The following is a 24520-nucleotide window of genomic DNA, read 5'->3' as shown; positions in this document are numbered from 1 at the left end:
TGCATGAAGACCATCATTCTTGGCTTTGACTCTTTTGACCCCGCTGTATTTGAAGATATGGCCGGACAAAAAAAATTAAAGAATCTTTCGAAATTTGTAGATGCTGGCGGTTATTCACGGCTTGAGGTTTGTTCACCCCCCCAAACTGAAGTTTCATGGACGAGTATCGCAACTGGCGCCGACCCGGGCGGTCATGGCATTTTCGATTTTGTGCATCGTGACCCTTCCACGTACGCGCCCTATGTTTCCATTTTGCCGACGAAGAAGACAGCAATGGGGGAGCAATTTGTACCTCCCTATATGGCAAAAACGCTTTTCGAAGAAGCGGCTGAGATGGGCTACCCCGCCACAGCTTTATGGTGGCCCGCCATGTATCCCGCGCGTCCTGAATTGCCCGTTAACACATTGCCCGGACTCGGCACGCCTGATATTCGTGGTCAGCTTGGTGTGGGGACATTATTTTCCACCGAAGACGAAAAGAAAAGCAAGACCGCTGTTGTAAAGTTTTCATCTGCGGGAAAGGGTAGATTTACCGCTTTACTAAATGGGCCACAAGTGCAAAGCAAAGCGGGACCGCAATCCGCAACATTACCTGTGACAGTGGATGTCATAGATTCAAATATTGCCAAATTAACACTTGGCGATCAGCAGTTCCAGTTGCGTGTGGGGGAGTGGAGTGACATTGTTGAAGTTAAATTTAAAGCAGGTTTGTTTTTCAATGTTCATGCCATAACACGGGTGATCCTCACAAGCCTGAATGGCGTTGTGCGTTTGTATACTTTGCCTTTGCAAATTCATCCGCTTCACGCTTTATCTCATTACGCATCTTCTCAATCTTTTGCCAAAAACTTATGGCAAAAGGTCGGGCCTTACCTGACACTTGGCTGGCCGCAGGACACCACCGGCCTTGAAGATGGCTGTATTACTGATGACCAGTTTCTCGTTTTGTGCGATATGATCTTTGAACGCCGCAAACAAATATTTTTTCACTTGCTTGATACCTTTAAGGAAGGCGTGCTTGCCAGTATCTTTGATGACCTCGATCGTGTGCAGCACATGTTCTATCACAACCGTCTTGATGTTGCGCAAGCATGGTATCAAAAACTCGATTCGTTTGTAGGAGAAGTCAGTCAGCGGGTGGAAAAATGGTCTGGTAAGTATAATTATCTTGTGATGTCTGACCACGGATTTACAACTTATAAACATAAAATCCACTTAAATCGCTGGCTATTGGAAAATAATTATCTTGCATTAAAAGACGGGCAGTCCAATGGCGATCTTTCGACAGTTGATTGGAGTCGAACAAAAGCCTACGCAGTGGGTTTGAATAGCCTTTACTTAAACATCACCGGACGCGAAGGTCAGGGAGTGGTAGGCGCGAGCGAGATCGAAACTCTTCTGGCTGAGCTTCAGAAAAAATTAGCGGACTGGAAAGGTGCCGACGGCAAGCCAGTCACTCATCGTGTACGGCTCAAGCACGAAATTTATAACGGACCTTACACCCGCTTCGGTCCCGACCTGTTGGTTGGTTATGCTCCCGGATACCGCGCCTCGTCTGAAACAGGACTCGGCAAAGTGCCTCAATCTTTGATCGAACCCAATCATGATCATTGGGGCGCAGATCATTGTGTGGATGCAGAGGTTGTCCCTGGCGTGCTTTTTGCCAATCGTGATTTACAAAACTTTGGCGGTGTATCCTTCCGTGATATTCCCTTTCCTTGCCATTGGAAAGCACCTCGACCAGTCTCATATCAAGCCGCCTTCACAGATCACAGGTCATGGGCAAAAAGATTTGGAAGAAAGGTTGAAAGGACTTGGCTATTTATAACCGCATCCCCAAAAAGCAGGAAATCCTGCCGGTCTATGCTGTAATCGTGTTAATGATCTATGGTTGGACAATTCTTAAATTTAACTATAACGTGACTGGTTGGTTATATTTTCTTAACATCGGTGAGATTTTCGACCTTTTTACATATTCGATGACTGTAAACTTACTGGAAAGTTTGCTTGTTTTACTTGGAGTGATTGCGGCTGGAATTGTCTTGCCGAAAAAATGGTTTGGAGAATGGTTTGTGGCGCGCGGCGCAAGCTTGTCCATGCTTGTGCTGGGACTGATGATGTATATTGCAGATCAGTTTAACATTAAGCAATATTATCTTTCAGAGATTATCCGCTGGTCTCCGGCCATTTTGGTTTTAATAGGGTTTGTTGTTTATTTTCTGGGACGTATACAGCGTACGCGCACCGCCATTGAGTTTTTTGCAGATCGCGCGATCATCTTTCTTTATATCGCGATTCCCGTTAGTCTGATTTCATTGGTTGCGGTTTTGATACGGAATATTTTTTAGGTAAAAATGTCTAATTTTTCACGACGAGATTTTCTTAAAGTGGCCGGGCTTGCTTCGGGGGCGGTTGCCATGTCACAGATGGCTCCGCGATTTTTAAGCAGAAAAATTGACGGCGCTCCGAATGTCATCATCCTTGTGTTCGATGCCATGACAGCCCGCAACCTGTCTCTGTATGGTTATAAACGCGAGACTACGCCGAATTTTCAAAAATTTGCTGAGCGCGCCAATGTCTATCATAACCATCATTCCGGCGGAAATTTCACCACGCCTGGCACCGCTTCTCTGTTGACCGGTACATATCCCTGGACACATCGCGCATTCAATATCGCCGGATTGATCGAACGTGAACGCATTGACCATAATATTTTTACGGCCTTTGGCGATCAATATCACCGTCTGGCATTTTCGCAGAATCTTCTTCCCAATTATTTCTTTGGACAGTTTGCAAAGGACATTGAAACCATTTTGCCCGCCAGTTCCTTTAGTCTCATCGAGCAGGTAACCGGGGAAATGTTCACGAAGGATTCTGTGGCTGCCTATCGTTCATTTGATAATTTCCTGTTTCAGGATGGTTCTCCGCCCGCATCTCTGGTCTTTGGACTCGCAGACCGCATTCTTCTCCGCAGCAAAGAAGCGCGCATCAACATGAATGATTATCCACGAGGCTTGCCGCGCGCAGGCGATCATGCTTTATTCTTTCAGCTTAAGGATGTGTTTGACGGAGTGCAGGCAACGATCAGCGAGTTGGATGCGAATGGACCTTATCTGGCATATTTGCATCTATGGGCTCCACATACACCTTATAAGCCCACAAAACAATTCGATAAGATTTTTCAAGATAACTATCGCCCGGCTAAAAAACCAGATCATCGTTTTGGCACACATATCGAATACTATAAATTAAATAACCGTCGTCAAAATTACGATGAGTTCATTGCCAATGTGGATGCCGAATTCGGACGCTTGATCGACACCCTTGAAGCGAACGGCGCGCTCGATAATAGCTATGTGGTGGTGGTGTCTGATCATGGCGAAAGTTTTGAACGCGGCGTTGAGGAGCATGTTACCAAACTGCTTTACGAAACATTGACGCATATTCCCCTGCTTATTTCTGCGCCCGGCCAGCAAGCGCGGCAGGATATTTATGCCCCCACAAATAACGTGGATATTCTTCCCACCTTACTGAAACTCACCGGTCATCCGATTCCAGATTGGACAGAAGGTAAGCTTCTTCCGGGCTTTGGAGGCGTGGAGGATATGGAGCGCAGTCAGTTTACTGTGGAGGCAAAAGGCAACCCCGCCTATGCTCCGCTCACGCAAGCCACTGTGGCAATGGTGAAAGGCAGCCATAAACTGATCTATTATTCGGGTTATGAGGCAGAGGTTTCGTTTGAGCTTTATGATCTTGAGAACGATTACGAAGAATTGGAAGACCTGTACCCGAGCCAGCCGTCTTTTCTTAAAGCATTGGAGGATGAACTGCTCGAAAAAATGGATTCGGTCAATAAAAAGTACCGCAAACCCTGATATGTTTAAAAAATTATTTTCACATACCGATAAAGTTCGTAAAAAGAATATCGTCATTGTTTCAGGATTGCCGCGTTCCGGTACTTCCATGATGATGAAAATGCTGACCGAAGGCGGCTTGTCTGCTGTTGTGGATTCCCTCCGTCAGGCTGACGAGGATAATCCCAATGGCTACTTTGAGATTGAAGCAAGTAAGGCGCTCAAAGATGGCGATAAAAGATGGCTTTATGATGCACAAGGCAAAGTTGTAAAGGTCATTTCCTACCTGCTTGAATTTTTGCCTGATGATCTCTCCTACGATATTATTTTCATGGAACGCGAGATCGGCGAAATACTCGCGTCGCAGCAAAAAATGCTGCAGAGACGAAATGAAAAATCCACGCACTCAGATGCTGAAATGGAAGCTCAATTTCGAGAGCACCTGCGCGCGGTAAAATATTGGGCTGCACGAAAAACCAATATGCGTATATTATTTGTCAAATACAGTGAGATGGTGAAAGACCCTGAATCACTCTGCAAGTCAATTGTTGATTTTTTGGAAATTCCTCTTGATCTGCAAGCCATGCAGTCGGTACCAAGCCAATCTCTGTATCGAAACCGTTCATAAATGGAGTTGTATTATGTATAAATTAGTTCTCGTCCGTCATGGGCAAAGCACCTGGAATCTTGAAAACCGTTTCACAGGCTGGACCGATGTTGACCTCACCGATCTTGGCCGGGCAGAAGCCCGCGAAGCAGGAACTTTACTGCGTGAAGGCGGATATGATTTTGATATCGCCTACACATCTGTGCTGAAACGCGCCATAAAAACACTTGGCCTGGTTCAGGAAGAAATGGAACGCGAGTGGCTGCCTGTCATCCGCGCCTGGCAATTAAACGAACGCCATTATGGTTCCTTGCAGGGATTAAATAAAGCAGAGACCGCTGAAAAATTTGGAGAGGCGCAGGTTAAGATTTGGAGACGTTCCTATGATGTTCCGCCTCCCGCTTTGGAATTGACTGATGAGCGTCATCCGAAATTTGACCGGCGCTATGCGTCTCTGACTCCCCGAACAACTGCCAGCCACCGAGTCGCTTAAGATTACGCTGGAGCGTGTTCTTCCCTATTGGCATTCCACGCTCGTTCCTGAAATTAAATCCGGCAAGCGTGTGCTGGTCGTGGCACATGGGAATTCGATCCGCGCCCTGGTCAAGTACCTCGATAATATTTCTGAAGCTGATATTACCGAGCTTAATATCCCCACCGGCCTGCCGCTTGTATACGAACTCGATAAAGACTTAAAACCCATCAAGAATTATTATCTCGGCGACGCCGAGGAAGCTGCAAAGAAAGCTGCGGCTGTGGCAAATTAGGCAAAAGCAAAATAGAAAAAGACTTACCCTGAGTAATTACCTTGTAACACTGAATACAAACGGCGCGAAAGAAAATTTTTTGCGCCGTTTGTATTTAAACAGAGTAGAATCCATTTATGATTCCAGACTTTTTAAACGAATTAAAGAAACGTTTCACAGGCGACCTGCGGCTTGATCGTGCTTCGAGAATTTTATATTCCACTGACGCATCCATGTATCAGATCGAGCCATTGGGAGTTGCCATCCCCAAAAATCAAGATGACTTGCAAGCCGTAGTTGAGCTTGCTGCAAAATATAAAGTTCCCATTCTGCCGCGCGGATCAGGTTCCTCGCTCGGCGGGCAAGCCATTGGTGAAGCCTTGATCTTGGATTGCTCCCGTTATTTGGATTCCATCATTGAAATTGACTATGACTCTCATACCGCACTCGTGGAGCCGGGCGTGGTCCTCGCGGATTTAAACCGAGCGGTCGCAAAGTTTGGTCTGATGTTTGGCCCCGACCCCGCATCTGCCGAACGTGCCACAATGGGCGGTGTGATCGGAAACAATGCCACGGGCGCACATTCCATTTTGTACGGCATGAGCGTGGACCATTTAATTTCAGCAGATGTGATCCTTGGTGATGGTTCACTTGAAACATGGGACGAAAGCGGGAGATCAAAACTATCTCAAACGATTTCCAATATTCGTGAAAAATATACAGATGCGATCAAACAAAACTTTCCCAGCTCGTGGCGCAACTCAGCCGGGTATCGGATCAATTACTTATTGCCCTGGTCGCCTTCTGTCCCGCCGCAATGGGATGTGAATCACTACGGTCTGTCGTCAACGGTCTATCGTCCGCAGTCTGCTGTGAATATGGCATCTCTGCTTGCCGGCAGCGAAGGGACGTTGGCTGTTATGCGTAGTGCAAAAGTCAATCTGATTGCAAAGCCGAAGCATACGATTTTGGGCGTGCTGGCCTATGAAAGTATTGTGCAGGCCTGCAACGATGTGCCGCGTTTGCTGGAATTTAATCCCAGTGCCATTGAGTTGATTCCGCAGTTGATCATTCAACTGGCTCGTGGCATTCCGGCGTATGCGCGCCAAATGGGTTGGATGGTGGGAGATCCGGCTGCGGTGCTGGTCATTGAATTTAGCGGCGACCAACCGTCGGCTTTGAAAGATGCGGTTCGTCGCGTGGGCGGACTTCTGACGATTGCCGAGTCTGCTGAAGATCAGTCCCGGGTATGGAACATCCGCAAGATGGGTTTGGGTATTTTGGATTCCCTTCCTCAGGCGGCGCGGCCGGCGGCCTTTATTGAAGATTGCGCTGTGCCTGTTGAGCACTTGGGTAATTTTGTGCGTGAGGTCGAGCGCATCATGCATGAGCATCACACCGAAGGCGGAATTTACGCCCACGCATCTGCGGGGTGTTTGCACATCCGACCGCTTTTGAATTTGCAAAAAGGTGAAGGCGTGCGTGCTCTGCGAAGTATCGGTGAGCAGGTTTTGCATTTGACGCTCAGTCTTGGCGGGTCAATGAGCAGCGAACACGGTGACGGGATCGTCTCTGGCGAGTGGATCAAGAACACATACGGCGCCGAAGTGACAGAAGCCATGCGCTTGCTGAAACGTGCCGCAGACCCTGATAATTTATTGAACCCGAAGAAAATGCTGGATGCGCCGCCGATGGATACGCATTTGCGTTATGGCGAAAAGTATCAAGTGAAGGTTTGGGAGTCAAACTTACACTTTGAACACGAGCGCGGACTGGCCGGCGCGATCGAGCATTGTAATGGGCAGGGCGTATGCCGAAAAACAACCGGCGTGATGTGCCCGTCATTTCAAGCAACAAAAGACGAAGCCTTCAGCACACGCGGACGTTCAAACTTAATGCGCGGATTGATCTCAGGCTCAGCGGCCGATCATGATCTATCATCTGCGGTTTACCGCTCGCTTGATCTGTGTCTCGCGTGCAAGGGCTGCACTTCGGAATGTCCCAGCGGCGTGGATATGCCAAAGTTGAAATATGAATTTATGAACGAATACTACAAAACGCATCGCCGTCCGCTGCACGATTATTTGTTCGGATATTTTCATGTAGTGTCAAAGTTGATGATGCCTTTTGCTCCGCTTGCAAACTCTTTTATGCGGATGGCATGGTCGAAGAAGTTGATTGCGCGTGTGATGGGTATTACTGAGAAGAGACCTTTCCCTGTGTTTGTGAAGAGCGGAAAAGTAGACAGGTATACAGCTAAAAAAGTAAATGGCAGTGAAAAGAAGATAGTGATATTTTTATCGGATGTTTTCTCAAGTTATCTGGAGCCTGAGGTACAGCAGGCTGCTTTTGATATTTTGCGTGCATATGGTTATGAAGTAAAAGTTATGTCTGTAGTTGGAGCGGGCGCTTCGCTGCTTTCAAAAGGATTTCTCGATGCAGCACGCACACACGCGGAAAAAGTTTTAGCCGAGATCAAGCATCTCGCAGCCGGAGCAGATGTCAGCATAGTCGGATGTGAGCCGCCCGAAGTGTATTGTCTCAAACATGAATATATTTCACTGATGCCCGAACGCCGCGCAGAAATTGAATCCATCACAAAAAAAGTCTGGCTGGTTGAAGAATTTATCCTGCGCGTAGGCACTACGGGTTTTGTGGGGTCAGACAGCTTGCTGTCTGACCCTTCTTCCGATTTTCCATCCCAAAAAAATCACCCTGCACCCGCACTGCCATCAGCGCGCTGAAAAACTCGCAGAAGACGGCCTGCCATCGGCACTGCCGCCACTGCTGAGTTACTGCGCAAATTTGGTTTTGAAGTGGACGTGATCGATGCGGGCTGTTGCGGCATGGCCGGTACGTTTGGATATGATGCGGAGCATTACGAACTTTCGATGCAAATAGGGGAGTTGGGGGTTCTGCCCAAAGTGCGCGAGGCGCAAATTGCAAATCGTGAAGTTGTGTCTACCGGCTCGGCTTGCAGATTGCAGATCAGGCAGGGCGCAGGGATTCAGGCGGAGCATCCGCTGGTGTTGATGGCAAAGAGATTAAAATAAGAAAAATAAAATTTCACCGGTGATACCCATACGGACACAATCTAAACAGAAATAAAAAAATCTCTGTTCATCCCCGTTCATCATGGTGAATTTTCTACAACTTAACGAAAAAGGTAAAAAATGGAAATGTCTTTTGTGTTTGAATTGATCGGTTATGCGGGCTCAGTGCTGGTTGCGATCTCGCTGATGATGAAATCTTTGTTGAAACTGCGCATTATTAATTTGATCGGCGCTCTGTTCTTCACCATTTACGGCGTGTTGATCGGCGCGGTGCCGGTGGCTTTATTGAATGCTTTGATCGTGGGCGTAAATATTTATTTTTTAATGCGAATGCTGAATCAAAAAGATTATTTCAAATTAATGGAAGTGAAATACAATAGCCCGTATTTGAAGAACTTTGTTGATTTTTTATAATAGGAAATTGTAGAGTTCTTTCCAAGTTATCTATTTAAACCGCAGGAAGATCAACTCGCGGTTTTTGTATTGCGCAACATGGTCCCGGCTGGACTTTTGATCGTCCGTCCCAAAGGCGATCAGGCTGATGTGTTCCTCGATTTTGTGATCCCCGGTTATCGCGATTTTCGTGCGGGGAAATTTTTGTTCGAAGAAAGCGCAGATTATTTTCAATCACAGGGCATCAAACGCCTTGTTTCCGAACCTGGCAATCCGCGTCACGAATCTTATTTGCGGCGCATGGGGTTTCAGCTGGAAAACGGCAACTACTATCGCGCCGTCCAGCCAAAAAATGGAGTTGTAACGATGAAGAGAATGTTGTTGATTTGTGCTGCCAACCCGTGGGAGCCCAGTTCCCTCCGTGGCCCGGCGACAGCCTGACCCAGGGTGACGGAGATGACTCAGGCCTGGGATATCCGCAGTCTGCTTGAGATGGTCAAAGTTACGCATCCGATTCCACGATCACCACTTGGGAATCTGGGTGGAATTCGACCCCCCCCCCCCAAAAATGGTTTGATATGCTTTCCTCATTCTGTAATCCGTGGTCAAAATATTTCCAAGGTACAAGTGAAAAGAGAACCGTGAAGAGGGGGCTGTGCGGCTCTGCGGGGGGGGGGGGGGCGCCCCCCACTTACTACTCTTTATTGCGTGATCGTAACGCTCTCGATCACATCTCCCGTAAAGGACGGATTTTGATCTGGGTCGCGCAATGTGATGGCATTGACCACGTCCATGCCGCTGATGACCTGACCGAAGATGGTGTATCCGCCATTCAGGAATTCAGCAGACCCAAAGGTGATGAAGAACTGACTTCCATTTGTGTTGGGGCCGGCGTTTGCCATGGCGATGATTCCGGCCTTGTCAAAAGTTAAGTCACTGTTCTCGTTCACAAACTCATAGCCGGGGCCGCCCATGCCGGAGCCGGTTGGGTCACCGCCTTGTGCCATGAATCCTTCAAGTACGCGGTGAAAGGTCACGCCGTTGAAAAATTCCTTACAAGACAGGAACACAAAACTATTCACTGTGATCGGGGATTTATCGGCATACAGCTCAATTACAAACTCGCCGCCTTTTTGCATTTTGAATGTCGCAAAATATTTGGCTGATGTGTCAATCAACATCTCAGGTGCTGAATTATATTGGCTTGAAGCAGAGATCGAATCAAACACAGCGCAGGCAGCTGAGCTATCCGCGGGTTGAACGGCAGCTCCAGCGGCAGGTTCTGTTACTTCCGGGATCGTCCCTACTTCGGGCGGCGGAGTTGTTTCTTGCGCGGGGTAAGTGAACAAGCCAGTGTGCCGGCGATCAAAGCGCTGACCGCCAATAATACAAAATATCTTTTATTCATTCCAGATTCTCCTCGAAATATTTTTATGTCACGCCGTGCAAATTTTGCACGTTCAATGATTAAGCATTTCCTTCGTATTCCTTTGTGACTTTGGTGGCTAACAGGCTTCTTATGAAGATAACACAAATCCAGCCACTCCAAAGGCCACCGAAACATTGAAAGATTTTTTTCCACCCAGCATCGGGATGTAGAAAATCTTATCGCACAGATCAAGCAGTTCGGGGTCAACACCGGTTACTTCACTGCCGGCGATCAATACGGTTTTTTCTGCTTTTTGCTTTCCGCCTTTTGACAATGGTATTGATCTTTCATCTTCCTCAAGCGCCCAAATCATCCAGCCTTCTTTTTTTAACCCCTTTACCAAAGTCACCGCATCCTTGTGATATGACCACGTCACGAATTCATCCGCGCCGAGTGCGGTTTTTTACCGCGTCTACTTCGGGGGTTGGCGTAATGCCGCATAGAAACGTATGCGAAAACCCAAGCCCGTCTGCCGAGCGCAGGATCGAACCCACATTCCACGCCGAGCGGATGTTATCCAATAGCACCGCTTTTATTTCTTTCTTCTTTTTCTTTCTTCCTTCAAAATGTTTCGGCTCCCATTTGTTTTTTCATCACCACATTTGTCATACCCAAACAAACCGGACAACGTACTCCAAAGGAATGTCCCTCGGTCAAAGGATAACGCAGGCCGCAACTTTCACAAATACGAATTTCAAATATACTGCTCATCAGGTAATTATACCTATTGGATTTCGACTCTCAAAATTGATTCAACACTCGAACAGAACTCAACTTAAGAAATATTTACTCATCTCAAACATTTTCGCATCACACTTAACTGAAGCCTGCCAGCCCAACCCAAACATTGGACTCCGCTATGACCTGGTTTGCATCACCATGTACGCCACCAGACCGATCATCGTCAACGCCACGCCGACCAGGCCAAGTGTGCCGGGCAGTGCGCCATTTAAGAATGCGATCTCGCCGATCAACGAAAAGACAACTTCCATCGATTGAGTCGCGTCGACGGCGGCGATCTCGTAGGGTTGTTTGGCTAAATGACGGGCGTAGAGAAATATCGTTGTAGCGATCACGCCTGAGAGCAGGGCGACCAGCGCCGTACTCAGAAACTGTCCACTGGCGGGGCGGGGGAGATGTAAACAGGAGAAGCAGCCCCCAAAACGGGAGCGAGCCAACGGTTAAGAGTAAGACGCGGGCGAAGCCATTTTCCAAAATGGGATGCTCGATATGCGGAATACGTTTGCTTTCGCCGAGTCTCGCTTCCCATACCAGTTGATTGCCGATGGGATAGGCAAAGGCGGCGATCAAGACCGGCAGGGCGCTGAACAAAAGTCCGCGCAGATTTGTGGCGCTGGCATGTTCAATGTTGACCAGTACAATGCCGGCGAAGATCACGGCTGTGAATAGCAATCCTCTGGTTGGGACCTTTCTGCCAAAGAAGGCCAGCACAATCGGCGTGGCGAGGATGGTGGTCTGCCAGGTGGTGGCTACGATCCAGCCTTCGGCATACATGGAGCTAAATGTGATCAGCGAGTAAAAGATGCCGAAGCCAATGCTGCCTGAAAGTATCCAGAAGAACCAGTGTTTGATAAAAATATTTTTTACATCTACCAATGATTTTTTGCCTTGTGTAATCAGAAGGATCAAGACAAGAAAGATCAGCATGTACCCAAAACGCAGACTGGCCGTCCACGCCCAGTGCCCGCCGGCCAGACTCATGGCGCGGTTTAAGACAAATGTGCTGCTGAAAAATAAGGCTGATAATATTCCCAGTGAAATCAGACGACCCATGTTGCGCTCCAGATATTATTTTTGTAGTTTATTGGCGTAGTAGAGCATGGCTGCACCCGCTCCGCCGATCAGAGTCATTAATGCAGTCCATGCCCATGTGCCTGATAATGCCCAATTGACTTTCTTTTCGGGCGGCACGACTGCGTCCACAAGAAAAAGCCCGATGATGGAGCAGGCACAAATGACAAGTAAAGTCAGACCGAGGGTTTTCCATTCCAGTGCGGAGGCGCGGCGGGCGATCAGGTAACATCCAACGGCCGAGGTGATAAAGACCACGCTGTACATTTGCCCATGAAAAATATCGATCGGCCAGGGCCAGAATGCAGAGGCAGCCGCAGGGACGATCAATAATGCGGCGCCGTACAGCACGAGAAAGGCGGTTAATGCGAGTAGAAAGGTTTCCCAGTTTTTTGGCGTATCGTGCGCATCTACGGGCTGACGATTTCGATACAGCCACATGTGATAAATGCTGTTGAGCGGCAGTGCGGCGTAAAGCAGAAACCAAACCCAGGGCTGCCATCTTTGAAAGTCAAATTTATCGAGGTTGAGCAGGGACACTGCGAGCACGATACTGGTGAAGGTAAAGATCATGGGCAGCACAATCCGCCCCGGTGACCAGCGTCCGTGAAAGGCCATCAAGGCGGCAGATACAAATGAGCCCAAATACACCGCACCGACGAATCTTCCGTTAAAGGGCGCAATGATCCACGGCCATTGTTCAGCGGCCAATTTAGGGAAAAAGAAAAGTCCGCCTCCAGCGAGGATCAGAACAAGCACCTCAACCCATGTCAGCGCGCGCAATAATACCGATAAATTACCAGTTTTCGTTTGTTCTGTTGCACTCATGATTTTCTCCTGTAAAACATAATCAGCTCACCTGAAGTTTTTTGTTCAAGGTGAGTTGATCTTGCGCACGTTGTTGTTTATGTATTTATTTTACTTTGGAATGCGATACCCAAGCAGTTTGGATTTCGGATACGATTTGATGCAGACTTCGTAGTTGTTCGTTTCGGGGTTTAGTTGATTTCCGCCGAGCACCCTGATCTCTGTTTCTGTTTCATCCAGATAAAATGCAACATGACCAAGCCCTTCATCACGTGAAAAGATGACAATGCATCCACGGCGCGGGGTGTCAATTTTCTCGCCCCAGTCGAGCCATGATCTTGCCAGCGCATTCTTTGTGCGTTCATAGCCGGTCTGTTTGAGGCACCAATTCACAAAGGCCGAGCACCACGAAACCGCATCGTTCGACATGTTTAGTTCGCTCAAGTTGGTCGTGGCGTGCAGATATTCCACAACCCGTGGGTTACTCTCATGTCCCGGCGTTTCGCCTACGCCGATCTCCTGCTCCGCAACTGCCATCCATGAAAAATCTTCATCGGGACCGGGAATATACGGCACCTTCGACATGAACTTTCTCGAAGACCAGCCTTCCACACCGTTGACGTTGATCCTGATCCACTGGCCGTCTTCAGATTCGGCGAGCTTTTCAACAACGTCACTTTTGACCAGTCTGCCAAGAACTGCAGATGCGGTGGTTGGTGCCTCGCGGATATTCAACGAGTTGACTGAGACGCGATATTTTTCACATTCCTGAGACATAACCTTATCCTCCTGTACTTGCGGATGTGGAAACGTCAAATCAGTTTCTGATTTATATTATTGCACAAAGCCTGCGTGCAATCAACTTTTTTATTCTACGACAACGCCGGTCAGGTCTTCGTCTGATGTAGGGTAGCTCATCTTAAGATCTTCGAGAGTCTTGACCAGCATGGTGCAAATGACAAGGTCTCTGTACCATTTGCGGTTGGCCGGGACGATGGTCCACGGGGCGTGCTCTGTGCTGGTTTTGCTTAATACATCTTCAAAGGCTTTCATGTACTCAGGCCAGAGTTTTCGTTCTTGCAGGTCACCAAGGCGGAATTTCCAGTGTTTGCTGGGGTCGTCGAACCGCGCTTGCAGGCGTTCTTTTTGTTCGTCTTTGTCGATGTGTAAATAGAATTTCAGGATGGTTGTCCCATTATCGGCCAGATGTTTTTCAAAGGCATTGATCTGGTCGTAGCGTTTTTCAACCACTTCAAGCGGAACAATATTATGCACACGCACTACCAGCACATCTTCATAATGACTGCGATTAAAGACCGTGATCTCGCCTTTGCCGGGAGTCATTTTATGAACACGCCATAAATAATCATGATCCAACTCCTCGGCGGTCGGCGCCTTGAAGTTGGCGATCCGCACTCCCTGCGGATTAATGCCCGAGAAGACACGGCGGATCGCTCCGTCCTTTCCGCCTGTATCCATCGCCTGTAACACGACCAGTACCTTATGCTTGTGCTCGGCGTACAACACTTCCTGCAGTTCACTTAGTTTTGCATTTAATTTTGCGATCTCTACCAATCCTTCCTCTTTGCCGCCTTTGAAATTGCCCGTGTTGTTCGGGTCCCATTCAGAGAGTTTGATCTTCGAGCCGGGTTTTACGATATGCTGTTTCATGAATAGATTCCTTTTAATGAATTGAAGATAAATGTGAAACGATTAAATAACTGACCTTGCGCATAAAAAAATGGACTGCGGACTTTAGTCCGCTTCTTCAGCCAAAATCGCGGACTGAAGTCCGCGCTCCGACTTATTCAGAGATTGAGTTTAAATATAGGTCTTCCACTTTTTTTCTGGCCCAGGGAGTCTTTCTCAAAAATTTTAAACTTGATTTAATGCTGGGGTCATTGGTAAAGCATTTGATCGCAATCCGTCTGCCCAATTCATCCCAGCCGTATTTTTCAACCAGATGGTTCAGGATCATTTCAAGTGTAATACCGTGCAGCGCATTGTTGGGTTGTTCGTTGGTCATATTAGATTGGCCTTTTGTTTATTGTGCGGGCGGCAAGGGCTCCAGCCCGAGTAATTGAGATACTGTCACCAGTGTGTACCCTTTGGCGGTTAGATAGTCAATGATAAGCGGCAGGGCTTCGGCGGTGTGCCAGCCTCTCCCGTTGCCGTGCATGATGATAATGGAACCTTTCCGCGCTGTACGTTGCACCTCGGCCAGAATGGTGGCGGCGTCAAAATTCGGGTCCGGGTCGCCGGAGACAGAGTCCCATTGGATGGTGTAAAGCCCATGTGCTGCAATGATTTGTAAAGTTTTTCATTATACAGGCCGGAGGGAAGCCGGAAAAGGTGTGAGCGTTTGCCTGTGATCTGGAAGAGCATATCCTCGGTCATCTCGATCTCCAGGCCGATCTGTTCCTCACTCAATTGAGTAAAGTCGGCGTGGCTCCATGAGTGATTGCCCAATTCAAATTTGGGATTTACCGCCAGCAATTTGGTTTCTTCGGGATGGGTGCGCATCCAGTCGCCGCCCATAAAAAACGTGGCGGATACTCCATAGCGTTGAAGCACGTCCACAACCGCCGCATCAAAACCTGCTGGATATAGTGGATCCTGACACATGTCAAAGGTCAGCGCCACATACGGGCTGACCCAGTCTCCGCTGGTGATGAGCACAGCCGGCAGTTGTGTCGGGGTTGGGATCGGCGTGGATGTAGGGACGGGTGTATCGGTTGGGATGGGGCTTGGAGAAGGTGAAGGCGTGAGCGTTGGAGCGGGCATGTTCGCTGTGCAGGCCGCGATGAAGAATACGATCAAGAGCATGGAAAGTATTTTTAGTTTCATTTTTTATATTCCTACTACACCCATCTGTGGATGATATAATTTGCGTTGTCGGATTAAGTTAAATCGTTGCCTGAATTGTATTTTCGGCAAAGGCCTAAATTTTCAGCCAAAAATCAACTCTGTTGGCTTTTGGAAAGGAGCTAAATATGGCAAACAAAGAACAGGGTAAAAACAAAGAAAAGAAGAAGAAGAAGCAAGAGAAGCCAAAACCACCAAAGAAGTAAATTGTAATACACAACCCCCGGTCAACTCAGTTGACCGGGGTTGTTCTTTTTATTTCAGGCGGGAGGAATTGAAAGGAATGTTTGCGTAGGATATTATCTATCTTCTTTACGGTCAAACTTTTTGCCATATATCAAAATGATATGTCTGCTCAAAGACGTTCTCGATCGGTTCACTTCCAATGTGTGTTACCAGATCGGTGCGTTCTTTTAGTCCGCTGGCGATTTTTTCAGCCACTACCTGCGAAGGCTGGTCGCTTTGATTTTGTTCGAGCAGAGCCTGTACATATAATTCCTGATGCTCACGCACCAGCACAAGCATGAACTCATGTGAATTAAATCTGTCGTTCGGCATCATGCCGATCACTGTGGGGTAGATCTCTTTCAACTTTTCAAAAACAGATGCAGCCATATTTATAGGGTTTCCCGTTTTTCCAGCCCGGCTTCCTTTACGATCCTCGGCACGACTTCTTCCCAGCCGACCGCCATTAGATGAATTCCATGCACGCCCTGCTTGACCTTGATCTTTTCGATCAGTTCAAGCGTGATCTGCACACCCTCTTCTTGCTCATTGCCTTTTTCCTTGGCAATTTCCATGCGTTTGAGGATTTTTTCAGGCACAAAGACACCCGGAATTTTGCTGTTCATGTATGCGGCGGTTTTGTAACTTTTCAGCGGAGTGATTCCGATCATGATGTACACCTTATTCAGAATATTCCGTTTGGAAATTTCATTCAGCCATTCGTTCAGTGCTTCTGCATCGAGCACCACATTGGTTTGGAAGAACTGCGCCCCCGCGTTAACCTTTTTCTCTTCGCGCAATGCCTGAAATTTCATATTAGATGCAAATGGAGAAGCCGCTGCGCCGAGGAAGTATTGCGGGGGAGTCTTGATCTCACGCCCGTCAAGATATTTCCCTTCATCGCGCATGCGCCGCAAGATCCACAGCATTTGGATTCCATCGAGGTCAACGATGTCCATCCGTCCGTGTGGGGCGGGACCGAGCACCATGCTGTCACCGGTCAGGCAAAGCATGTTTCGCACACCCAGTGCTGCTGCGCCCATCACTTCCGATTGCAATCCCACACGTGTGCGGTCACGGGCTGCGATCTGCATCACCGGGTCGGCGCCAAGATCAAGCGCAAATTTACTGCATGCCCATGAAGACATACGTGGAATGGCCGATGGACTGTCTGTAAAATTAAGCGAGGTCACATACGGCTTAAGCATTTCAATGTTTTGATTTAATTTATCAGTATTCATCGATGCGGGCGGCGCGATCTCAGCCGCCACAACAAACTTGCCAGCCTTGAGTCTGCGTTCGAGTTCAGAGACGGGTTGTGTATATTTCGGCGCGTGATACAGCGAGTCACCCTGCCACCAATCGGGTTGACGAACAGGCCGAAAGATAGAGTCAAGCGTATTGGAAGCAGAACCAGCTTCCCGTTTGGTAAGACCCGAGATGATATTCGTCACGCCAATATTTTTTGCTTGAATAAAAACATCACTCCACGCATCCGTCCCCGTTTTATTCCAATCCAATGGAGGCAGCACCTCAAGCAGCAAAGCCTCGCGCCCAAGTTGAAATGACCGCTCATAAATTTTATACCAAATACAAGGGCGCGATTCATCCACGTAACATTTTTCAGGTGTCGAGCCGCCGCACGGCCCATTTCGCAAACCCTTCGGACATTCCATCGGGCAAATAAAAGCGGTTTCCTGCAAGAGGCAATTCCCACACATACGGCATCCAAAGAGCGGCCCTTTGATCGCGATCTCAATTTTCGCAAGCACGCGCTTCTTAAAGGGAACTCGCTTGAACGGCATGAACGGCGGTTGAAAACGACGACCTGGAGTAAAGACGGACATGGGGTGTCTCCTCAGGATTATATATAATATATAATTTTACACCCGACTTCAAATTTTTGAGAAGGTATAATTTTGTCCCATATGAAACGTTTTCTTTTTTGGATGTTAACCCCGCTTCTTTTTTTGACCGTGAACCTGATTCCGTCCGAACAGGTGGGTGCCTACCCTGTGCAGTTTTCTCCCAATCTCTCAGCCCTTGATGTGATCGCAGAAGTGAACACGCTGCGCGCCTCAAATAATCTACCGCCCTATCAAGTGAATGCCGTGTTAATGTCTGTTGCCCAATTCCACGCGGACTATATTGCAAGCACCGGTGTGGTTACGCATTTCAGTGCAGATGGTAAACGTCCGTTTCAGCGCGCGATTGTCGCGGGCTATCCAGTTGCAGGAGACCTGCTGCAAGGTGGTTCGTTCGCTGAGATTATTGCATCAGGCACAGACTTAACCGCCGTGGAAATTGTCAGCATGTGGGAGGAAGATGCTGATAATTTAAAGCGATGGTCTTGCCAAAGTTTGAAGATGTAGGGGTGGGGATCGCCGTTGTAGATTGAGTTACTTATTACGTGCTTGATGCAGGCGCATCTGTGAAAGGTGCGATAGGCATTACGCCTTCCACTCCAACGGAGACATCAGGCACTCCGGCTGCGTTGGTTGTGATCAATACTCCACTGGAAGATGGAACGGTTTATCATCAGGTGCAAAAAGACGAAGGGCTGTGGAGTATAGCGCTTGCCTACGACATCACCATTGAGCAGTTGAAACTCTTAAACGGCCTCGCCACCGACGAGATATTTATCGGACAGACTCTTGTTGTTAAGAAAGCTGAAATAAAAACAGCCACACCAGAAATCATTGCCACTGCCACTTTTGGGATTCCTACTTCGACAGCCACCCGCCCCGTCACCCCGACGATTACTTCCACGGCCACGCCCTTGCCTGCAGCACCTACTTCACCTCAAAGCGGGGTCAGGGTGGTGGGAGGCATTATTTTGGCTGCGCTGCTGGCGGCAGGTATTGGTGCCTGGCTGGGTAAAAAGAAACCTGAAGAATTGAATTAAAATCACCTGCTCACAACATCTGTTTACAAGGACGAATATGAAAAGACTCGATCAATTGACATTTACGCGCTTTATTGCATTGCTGATGGTATTGTTCTATCATGGAGCAGGTGGTATTTATTTACGGTCATTTGATATATTTCCTCTTTCTCCATTATTGCATGCGGCTCCAACTGCAGTCAGTTTTCTGTATGTGCTTTCAGGTTTTGTCATGGTACTGGTTTATTATCGCCCTGCGCAAAAATTTGATATTCGCAGCTATTGGACAGCCCGCTTCCTCCGCATTTACCCGCTGTACATCGTTTCTTTTTTGATGGTCTGGTATTACTACTTTGATATTTCGCGCATCAAACCGCAGAAGATACTGGCGAATATTTTTGTGATTCAAGCCTGGATCCCAAAATATGCCCAGTCATTTAATTATGCGTCCTGGTCGATGACGGTCGAATTTTTTTTCTACGCGGTCTTTCCATTTTTTATTTTGTGGTCATACCGGCAGTCTACAAAGAAGTTAATCACTGTTTCACTGATTTTGTGGACAGTGAGCCAGTTGATCTCTTATGTGCTGTGGATCGGTTACTTCCCCGAGCAGGAATTATTTATCGTGTACTTCCCGCTCTTTCATTTGAATTCCTTTATCACCGGCGTGGTTGGCGGCATTTGGTATATGCGCGTGGGGCAGACACAGGAGATCAAGCCCGTAACGAATTCGTTGGTTTTGGCCGCGGGTGTTTTATTTGCAGCAGGTTATACGATCATAAGCACCGTGTTCACGCAATTGCCGCATGATCTTCAGCCCATGTCGGGGCTTCTTGCGCCGATCTTCACGCTCATCATTGTCGCGCTTGCTCTGGACAAAACACGGCTCTCAAAAATATTTTCCCATCCTGTTTTGGTCACCCTGGGTGAGACCTCTTTTGCGTTGTATATTTTGCATGTGCCGGTGACCTGGATCTACATCCGCGCGCTGGAGACTTCATCTCTTGCCGATCCGCAACTTGTATTGGATTACACTTATTTGCCGTTGATGATTTCTGTGGGACTGTTGGCTCATTTTTATGTGGATCGTCCGCTGCGAAATTGGCTCAAGAAAATTTTAGAGCATATCAGTATGCCGCTGTTGGTTCTTGATCTCGCGATCATCGCGCTTTCTGTTTATCTTTCCTATCGGCTGCGTTTTGATGTGAGACGTGAATTTGAATCATACCGTTCAACCGCTTTGATGATGTTTTGGTCTGCGTTTATTTTGCGTACGGTTTTCTCTGTTGCATTCAAAGCGCTTCGTCCTGAGACACTGTACGGCACATTGATACAGTTTGTGCGTCCTGTGCTGATCTCAGTCACGGTCGGGTCGGTCGTTGTAGCCGGGATCATTCTTGTAGGGTATTCCCTTGGTCGGTTTGAGAATTTTCCGCGCAGTGTCTTCGCTTTGGACTGGGCGTTAACTCTTGGCCTGTCTTTGGGAATCCGATACGTTTTTCGTTTTTTTGGAATTTATAAGAACGAGCTGTCATCAGTTTAAAAGATCAAAAGTGGTCATCTTTTGAGGTGACCACTTTTTTGTTTGTGGTATCCTCAAGGGTGCCCTTTGTTCTCTCTCCATAATAAATTATGAAAAATCTACTTCGTATTTCCACCTTTCTTAAACCCTATACGGGGCAGGTGATTCTTTCACTTGTAATGTTGTTGACGTTGACCGGCCTCAACCTGCTTGTGCCGCGCATTATCCAGTCTGTGATTGATGACGGACTGGTCGGCGGGCAGACAAATAACCTGATCCGTTCCGCGTTTCTTTTATTTGCGCTCGGGCTTGGTTCGGCGATACTGAATCTGCTTCACCGTTACATTTCCGAATGGATCGCTGTGGCCGTTGGTTATGATCTGCGCAACCGCATGTATGACCACATTCAAAATTTGCCGTTCACTTATCACGACCACATCCAAAGCGGACAACTCATCTCGCGTTGCATTGAAGATGTGCGCTCGATCGAAAAATTTGCAGGCTCATCTATCGCCGAACTTGTGCGTTTTGTATTTCTGTCAGTGGGTATTTTGCTGGTGATGTTCTCGGTCAATCCCACTCTGGCGATTATTTCCCTGCTGCCGATCATTCCGCTCATCATTATGACCTCCAGTTTTGGGACAAAGATCAGCGCCCTGTTCTTCGCTGTGGATGACGCGATCGGTGATGTGTCCAATCGTTTGCAGGAAAATGTGACCGGTGTGCAGGTGGTGCGTGCTTTTGCCCGTGAAAACTATGAGATCGAACGTTTTGAGAAGGCAAATAAAAAAGTTTTCAAAACATGGATCAAGGTAATCGATGAATGGGCGAAGATCATGCCTACCACCAACTGGTTGACATTGGTCAGTACGATGTTAATCCTCTGGTTCGGCGGACAAATGGTGATGGATGGCATTTTGACCATCGGCACCATCGTGGCATTCAATGCATATATTTTGATGATGGCCGAACCCGCGCAGGCGTTGACGGGCCTGGTCAATGCGGGCGGTGAAGCCGCAGCAGGCGCCCAACGTGTGCTTGAAGTATTGGACGTGAAGCCTGAGATCCAATCCATTGCGAATGCGGTGAAGCTGGATACTTTGCGCGGTGAGGTTGAGTTTCGCGAGGTAGGGCTGAAATATCTAAACGAAAAAACAGCCTCCTTGGACGGAATCAATTTGAAGGTCGAGCCGAATCGTTTGGTCGCATTGATCGGGCCCACGGGGTCGGGAAAGACGTCGCTTGTAGATCTCATTCCGCGTTTTTATGATGTCAGTGGAGGCGCTCTATTTGTGGATGGACAGGATGTTCGTAAAGTGGATCTGGTGACGCTGCGAAAACAGATCGGTATTGTCCTGCAAACTTCGCTGTTGTTTTCTGACTCGATCAAAAATAATATTGCCTATGGCAGACCCGAGGCCACATTTGAAGACGTGGTTGCGGCGGCCAAGGCTGCGCAAGCGCATGAGTTCATTGAAGGGTTTCCAAATGGATATGAGACGGTGGTTGGTGAGCGCGGCGTGACCCTCTCCGGCGGACAGCGCCAGCGGGTGGCGATTGCGCGCGCGCTGTTGATGAATCCACGTATTTTGATTTTGGATGATTCGCTTTCAAGTGTGGATACACACACCGAGCAACTGATCCAGTCTGCGTTGGATACGTTGATGGAAGGCCGTACCACGTTTGTGATCGCGCATCGCCTGTCTACTGTGCGTCGTGCCGATATGATCCTCGTGATGGATAAGGGCCGCATTGTTCAGCGCGGCACGCATGATGAGTTGCTGCGTGAAGGCGGGTTGTATAAAGAGATCCACGATCTGCAATTGGTGGGTCACGCTACTTTTTCAGAAGAAATGGAAGCGCTGACCGGTACGCTCCCGAATCGCGAAGAACACGCGAACACATTGATGCAGAGAAGGTCGAATACATAAAAAATTGTCCACAGATAAACACTGATGAAAAGGGATTTTTTTCATTGACTTTTGACCATCAGTGTTTATCTGTGTAAATCTGTGGTTAAAACTTATGACACCAAAATTATTCCCCTACATTTTATTACCCAGTCAGAAGAAGCTCTTGATAAGGGCTATGATCCCAAAGTGGCCCGTGGACTTTTGCAATTCGTGAAGCCTTACACGGGACAAATGTTGATCGCGTTGTTCTTTATGGTGCTGGTTGCGGCGGCTTCGGTTTCAGGACCGTATTTTGTGAAGCTGGCGATTGACGATGGAGTCAGAGCCAATGATCCGGCGATGTAAAAGAAGATCGTACTGATCTTCTTTGCGGTATCGGCTGTGCAGTTGGTGATCAATTATCTGCGTGTGCGGATTATGTCTCGTGTGGGGCAGCATGTGTTGTATGACGTGCGCACGGCGATGTTCAATCATTTGCAAAAACTTTCGCTGGGATTTTATAACCGATACAGCGTGGGGCGTGTCATTACCCGCGTTATTAATGATGTGGGCACATTGCGCGAATTTATCACCTGGGCGGTGCTTGCGATCGTGCAACCTGCTGGAATCGTTGGTACGGATCATTGCCATGTTGACACCTGAATCTTAAACTGTCCCTGCTGACCTTTGCGGTGCTGCCCTTGATGATCTGGGCTACGATCGCATTTCGAAATATTGCGCGCAAGAATTATCGCAAGGTGCGCTGCGGTTTCATGGGCAAACTCGACTCTGGCTGAAAATATCAACGGTGTGCGTGTGGTGCAGGCTTTTTCACGTCAGGAACATAATTATTTAAATTTCAAGAATTATATTAATCGCTATTTTTATGAGACCAGTCTCGATGCGGCCAAGGTGGCTTCGGTGTACACACCGGTAGTGGATGTGCTCGGCGCGGTGGCGACTGCTGTGGTGGTCTATGTCGGCGGGACGGCTGTGTTGGGCGAGTCGATCACGCCGGGTGTGTTGATCGCTTTCGTATTGTATGTGGACCGCTTCTTCGAGCCGATCCGCGATCTCAGCCGCCGCTTCGGGATACCTTACAGTCCACAATGGCGGGCAGACGGATCCTCGCTTTGCTCAAGACCGAGGTCGAAGTTCGGGACGCAGAGAATGCAAAAGAGATGGGAAGCAATTACCGGCGGAGTCCGGATCTGAAAACGTCTCCTTTCATTATTCCGATGACCCGACTTTAGTCCTCGATCAAATTGATCTGGATGTCGAAGCGGGTGAGACTGTCGCTTTTGTGGGTGAGACGGGTGCCGGAAAGACGACGATTGTGAAGCTGTTGACGCGCTTCCATGACCCAACCGACGGCTGTGTGCGCGTGGACGGTGTGGATTTGCGGACGGTGACTCAGCAATCACTGCGCCGGCAGATGGGCATGGTGCTGCAAGACCCGTTTCTATTTAACGGAACGGTGAAGGAAAATATTTTGTTCGGGCGTTTGGATGCCAGTGATGCAGATGTGTTCGCTGCGGCAAAAGCAGTGGGCGCGCACGAGTTTATTTTGGGACTGCGCTATGGTACGAGGATACTTCGGGTGGAGGGAGGCGGCGTCTGTTGAGCGTGGGGCAGACAGGTTGATCTCGTTCGCGCGCGCGCTGTTGGCGAATCCGCGCATTTTGATTTTGGACGAAGCCACATCATCGGTGGATATTCAAACCGAGCAGGTGATTCAAGCCGCGCTTATAAAATTGTTAAAGGGACGCACATCCTTTGTCATCGCGCATCGTTTGTCAACCATTACCAGCGCGGATAGGATCGTGGTGATTCACGATGGTAAAATTATTGAGCAGGGAAAACACAGTGAGCTGCTGACGAAGCAGGGTATCGTATTACGAGCTATACAAGACGGGTTTTGGAATAGGGAACGAGGTTTGGGAATTGCCTGATGTATCGATGTGTGTGAGGTATCTGAAGTGTGTAATCTTTTTTAAAACTTGGGAGCTAAAAAATGACAGACGATAATAAACAAAGCGAGTACCTTTTATAAAACATCCACTTTTCTGCGCGGCGGACTGGCCGAAGTGCAGAAGCATGTCAATGCGTTGTATCGCATCGAGGAGTTGGAGGACTATATCGGGGTCAAGGATTCTCCCGATCGAGTATATTCAAGCCTCACTCCGCGCCTCTGGTGGGACAGGTGAATGATTTCATGGATTACGCCGAGACAGTCACCGGCCCATGGAGTTGACAGATTTGCAGGATGTGGATATTTACGCAATCCTGGACGGGGTGATGACCATCGCCGATCAATTGGTTGAATCCAAATCAGGCATTACGCTTGAAGATGACTTTGCCGAGAATTTACCCACCATCGAAGCGGACCCGATCCGCTTTTCGCAGATATTGTTGAATTTGATCCATAACG

Annotated in this window: 26 protein-coding genes and 3 pseudogenes; 18 read left to right on the top strand and 11 right to left on the bottom strand. The window is 48.2% G+C overall.

Going from position 1 to position 24520, the window contains the following annotated elements; genetic code table 11:
• The first annotated feature begins 3 nt into the window (after positions 1–3).
• The 9 genes and pseudogenes from IPL71_RS22055 to IPL71_RS22015 all read left to right on the top strand — a co-directional run bounded on the left by IPL71_RS22055 (position 4) and on the right by IPL71_RS22015 (position 9094).
• On the top strand, positions 4–1872 hold the full coding sequence (locus IPL71_RS22055) for an alkaline phosphatase family protein (protein WP_345325382.1): 1869 nt from the start codon (positions 4–6) through the stop codon (positions 1870–1872).
• Entirely contained in the window at positions 1815–2348 is a 534-nt protein-coding gene (locus IPL71_RS22050; RefSeq protein ID WP_345325380.1) for a hypothetical protein, read from the top strand. Before IPL71_RS22055 ends, IPL71_RS22050 begins: the two co-directional genes overlap by 58 nt.
• A 6-nt stretch (positions 2349–2354) precedes the next feature.
• Positions 2355–3875, top strand: a complete 1521-nt coding sequence (locus IPL71_RS22045) for a sulfatase family protein (RefSeq protein WP_345325378.1) — start codon at positions 2355–2357, stop codon at positions 3873–3875.
• 1 nt (position 3876) lies between these two features.
• Positions 3877–4482 carry a sulfotransferase family protein gene (locus IPL71_RS22040; RefSeq protein WP_345325377.1) on the top strand — a complete coding sequence of 202 codons (606 nt, stop codon included), beginning with the start codon at positions 3877–3879 and terminating at the stop codon, positions 4480–4482.
• A gap of 13 nt (positions 4483–4495) precedes the next feature.
• A pseudogene (gene gpmA / locus IPL71_RS22035) lies at positions 4496–5228 on the top strand (2,3-diphosphoglycerate-dependent phosphoglycerate mutase).
• A 116-nt stretch (positions 5229–5344) separates the two neighbouring features.
• Positions 5345–7951: an FAD-binding and (Fe-S)-binding domain-containing protein gene (locus IPL71_RS22030; RefSeq protein ID WP_345325375.1), complete on the top strand. Its 2607-nt coding sequence runs from the start codon at positions 5345–5347 to the stop codon at positions 7949–7951.
• Positions 7952–8023: 72 nt separating this feature from the next.
• The gene (locus tag IPL71_RS22025; protein WP_514130838.1) at positions 8024–8260 is read left to right on the top strand and encodes a hypothetical protein; all 237 of its coding nucleotides are present in this window, start codon (positions 8024–8026) and stop codon (positions 8258–8260) included.
• A gap of 120 nt (positions 8261–8380) precedes the next feature.
• The gene (locus IPL71_RS22020) at positions 8381–8674 is read left to right on the top strand and encodes a YgjV family protein (RefSeq protein ID WP_345325374.1); all 294 of its coding nucleotides are present in this window, start codon (positions 8381–8383) and stop codon (positions 8672–8674) included.
• Between the two features lie 69 nt (positions 8675–8743).
• Positions 8744–9094 carry a GNAT family N-acetyltransferase gene (locus IPL71_RS22015; protein WP_345325372.1) on the top strand — a complete coding sequence of 117 codons (351 nt, stop codon included), beginning with the start codon at positions 8744–8746 and terminating at the stop codon, positions 9092–9094.
• Between the two features lie 260 nt (positions 9095–9354).
• On the opposite strand, the gene IPL71_RS22010 is transcribed toward IPL71_RS22015, so the two are convergent.
• The 11 genes from IPL71_RS22010 to IPL71_RS21955 all read right to left on the bottom strand — a co-directional run bounded on the left by IPL71_RS22010 (position 9355) and on the right by IPL71_RS21955 (position 17638).
• Positions 9355–10002, bottom strand: coding sequence for a peptidylprolyl isomerase (locus IPL71_RS22010; RefSeq protein WP_345325370.1), 648 nt, complete (start codon positions 10000–10002; stop codon positions 9355–9357).
• 168 nt (positions 10003–10170) lie between these two features.
• Positions 10171–10458 (bottom strand): TrmH family RNA methyltransferase, encoded by a 288-nt coding sequence (locus tag IPL71_RS22005; RefSeq protein ID WP_345325368.1) that lies wholly within the window; start codon positions 10456–10458, stop codon positions 10171–10173.
• A gap of 4 nt (positions 10459–10462) precedes the next feature.
• Positions 10463–10609, bottom strand: a complete 147-nt coding sequence (locus IPL71_RS22000) for an RNA methyltransferase (protein WP_345325367.1) — start codon at positions 10607–10609, stop codon at positions 10463–10465.
• A gap of 289 nt (positions 10610–10898) precedes the next feature.
• Entirely contained in the window at positions 10899–11876 is a 978-nt protein-coding gene (locus IPL71_RS26240) for a multidrug resistance efflux transporter family protein (RefSeq protein WP_514130837.1), read from the bottom strand.
• A 15-nt stretch (positions 11877–11891) separates the two neighbouring features.
• Complete coding sequence (locus IPL71_RS21985) at positions 11892–12722, bottom strand: hypothetical protein (RefSeq protein WP_345325366.1); 831 nt, start codon at positions 12720–12722, stop codon at positions 11892–11894.
• Positions 12723–12812: 90 nt separating this feature from the next.
• Complete coding sequence (locus IPL71_RS21980) at positions 12813–13478, bottom strand: SH3 domain-containing C40 family peptidase (protein ID WP_345325364.1); 666 nt, start codon at positions 13476–13478, stop codon at positions 12813–12815.
• A gap of 90 nt (positions 13479–13568) precedes the next feature.
• Positions 13569–14372 carry a polyphosphate kinase 2 family protein gene (locus IPL71_RS21975; RefSeq protein ID WP_345325362.1) on the bottom strand — a complete coding sequence of 268 codons (804 nt, stop codon included), beginning with the start codon at positions 14370–14372 and terminating at the stop codon, positions 13569–13571.
• 133 nt (positions 14373–14505) lie between these two features.
• Positions 14506–14727 carry a VF530 family protein gene (locus IPL71_RS21970; RefSeq protein ID WP_345325360.1) on the bottom strand — a complete coding sequence of 74 codons (222 nt, stop codon included), beginning with the start codon at positions 14725–14727 and terminating at the stop codon, positions 14506–14508.
• Between the two features lie 89 nt (positions 14728–14816).
• Entirely contained in the window at positions 14817–15548 is a 732-nt protein-coding gene (locus tag IPL71_RS21965) for a polysaccharide deacetylase family protein (protein ID WP_345325358.1), read from the bottom strand.
• Between the two features lie 336 nt (positions 15549–15884).
• On the bottom strand, positions 15885–16181 hold the full coding sequence (locus IPL71_RS21960) for a hypothetical protein (protein ID WP_345325356.1): 297 nt from the start codon (positions 16179–16181) through the stop codon (positions 15885–15887).
• A gap of 2 nt (positions 16182–16183) precedes the next feature.
• Entirely contained in the window at positions 16184–17638 is a 1455-nt protein-coding gene (locus IPL71_RS21955) for a methylenetetrahydrofolate reductase C-terminal domain-containing protein (RefSeq protein ID WP_345325354.1), read from the bottom strand.
• A gap of 81 nt (positions 17639–17719) precedes the next feature.
• Here IPL71_RS21955 and IPL71_RS21950 point away from each other — a divergent pair, with 81 nt between their 5' ends.
• The 9 genes and pseudogenes from IPL71_RS21950 to IPL71_RS21910 form a co-directional block, all read left to right on the top strand.
• Positions 17720–18163, top strand: coding sequence for a CAP domain-containing protein (locus IPL71_RS21950; RefSeq protein ID WP_345325352.1), 444 nt, complete (start codon positions 17720–17722; stop codon positions 18161–18163).
• A 59-nt stretch (positions 18164–18222) separates the two neighbouring features.
• The gene (locus IPL71_RS21945) at positions 18223–18696 is read left to right on the top strand and encodes a LysM peptidoglycan-binding domain-containing protein (protein ID WP_345325351.1); all 474 of its coding nucleotides are present in this window, start codon (positions 18223–18225) and stop codon (positions 18694–18696) included.
• 37 nt (positions 18697–18733) lie between these two features.
• Entirely contained in the window at positions 18734–20218 is a 1485-nt protein-coding gene (locus IPL71_RS21940) for an acyltransferase family protein (RefSeq protein WP_345325349.1), read from the top strand.
• Positions 20219–20307: 89 nt separating this feature from the next.
• A complete protein-coding gene (locus IPL71_RS21935) occupies positions 20308–22128 on the top strand; it encodes an ABC transporter ATP-binding protein (protein ID WP_345325348.1) in 1821 nt (606 codons plus the stop codon).
• 81 nt (positions 22129–22209) lie between these two features.
• Positions 22210–22455 carry a hypothetical protein gene (locus tag IPL71_RS21930; protein ID WP_345325346.1) on the top strand — a complete coding sequence of 82 codons (246 nt, stop codon included), beginning with the start codon at positions 22210–22212 and terminating at the stop codon, positions 22453–22455.
• 6 nt (positions 22456–22461) lie between these two features.
• Positions 22462–23304: pseudogene (locus IPL71_RS21925) on the top strand (ABC transporter transmembrane domain-containing protein).
• Positions 23305–23353: 49 nt separating this feature from the next.
• Positions 23354–23713: an ATP-binding cassette domain-containing protein gene (locus IPL71_RS21920; RefSeq protein WP_514130842.1), complete on the top strand. Its 360-nt coding sequence runs from the start codon at positions 23354–23356 to the stop codon at positions 23711–23713.
• A gap of 16 nt (positions 23714–23729) precedes the next feature.
• Positions 23730–24041 carry a hypothetical protein gene (locus tag IPL71_RS21915; RefSeq protein WP_345325343.1) on the top strand — a complete coding sequence of 104 codons (312 nt, stop codon included), beginning with the start codon at positions 23730–23732 and terminating at the stop codon, positions 24039–24041.
• A 292-nt stretch (positions 24042–24333) separates the two neighbouring features.
• Positions 24334–24520, top strand: a pseudogene (locus IPL71_RS21910) (hypothetical protein); the annotation flags it as partial.

The sequence above is a fragment of the Candidatus Villigracilis proximus genome (assembly GCF_016717045.1).
GTDB classification, from domain to species: Bacteria; Chloroflexota; Anaerolineae; order Anaerolineales; family Villigracilaceae; genus Villigracilis; species Villigracilis proximus.
Note: the sequence above shows the minus strand (reverse complement) of the source record. Positions and strands in the feature narration are given on the sequence as shown.

What these genes read in the sequence shown, in the direction of transcription:
- IPL71_RS22055 (WP_345325382.1), top strand. Translation starts at nt 4, where the DNA reads ATGAAGACCATCATTCTTGGCTTTGACTCTTTTGACCCCGCTGTATTT.
- IPL71_RS22045 (WP_345325378.1), top strand. Translation starts at nt 2,355, where the DNA reads ATGTCTAATTTTTCACGACGAGATTTTCTTAAAGTGGCCGGGCTTGCT.
- IPL71_RS22040 (WP_345325377.1), top strand. Translation starts at nt 3,877, where the DNA reads ATGTTTAAAAAATTATTTTCACATACCGATAAAGTTCGTAAAAAGAAT.
- IPL71_RS22030 (WP_345325375.1), top strand. Translation starts at nt 5,345, where the DNA reads ATGATTCCAGACTTTTTAAACGAATTAAAGAAACGTTTCACAGGCGAC.
- IPL71_RS22020 (WP_345325374.1), top strand. Translation starts at nt 8,381, where the DNA reads ATGGAAATGTCTTTTGTGTTTGAATTGATCGGTTATGCGGGCTCAGTG.
- IPL71_RS26240 (WP_514130837.1), bottom strand. Translation starts at nt 11,876, where the DNA reads ATGGGTCGTCTGATTTCACTGGGAATATTATCAGCCTTATTTTTCAGC.
- IPL71_RS21985 (WP_345325366.1), bottom strand. Translation starts at nt 12,722, where the DNA reads ATGAGTGCAACAGAACAAACGAAAACTGGTAATTTATCGGTATTATTG.
- IPL71_RS21980 (WP_345325364.1), bottom strand. Translation starts at nt 13,478, where the DNA reads ATGTCTCAGGAATGTGAAAAATATCGCGTCTCAGTCAACTCGTTGAAT.
- IPL71_RS21975 (WP_345325362.1), bottom strand. Translation starts at nt 14,372, where the DNA reads ATGAAACAGCATATCGTAAAACCCGGCTCGAAGATCAAACTCTCTGAA.
- IPL71_RS21970 (WP_345325360.1), bottom strand. Translation starts at nt 14,727, where the DNA reads ATGACCAACGAACAACCCAACAATGCGCTGCACGGTATTACACTTGAA.
- IPL71_RS21965 (WP_345325358.1), bottom strand. Translation starts at nt 15,548, where the DNA reads ATGAAACTAAAAATACTTTCCATGCTCTTGATCGTATTCTTCATCGCG.
- IPL71_RS21960 (WP_345325356.1), bottom strand. Translation starts at nt 16,181, where the DNA reads ATGGCTGCATCTGTTTTTGAAAAGTTGAAAGAGATCTACCCCACAGTG.
- IPL71_RS21955 (WP_345325354.1), bottom strand. Translation starts at nt 17,638, where the DNA reads ATGTCCGTCTTTACTCCAGGTCGTCGTTTTCAACCGCCGTTCATGCCG.
- IPL71_RS21950 (WP_345325352.1), top strand. Translation starts at nt 17,720, where the DNA reads ATGAAACGTTTTCTTTTTTGGATGTTAACCCCGCTTCTTTTTTTGACC.
- IPL71_RS21940 (WP_345325349.1), top strand. Translation starts at nt 18,734, where the DNA reads ATGAAAAGACTCGATCAATTGACATTTACGCGCTTTATTGCATTGCTG.
- IPL71_RS21935 (WP_345325348.1), top strand. Translation starts at nt 20,308, where the DNA reads ATGAAAAATCTACTTCGTATTTCCACCTTTCTTAAACCCTATACGGGG.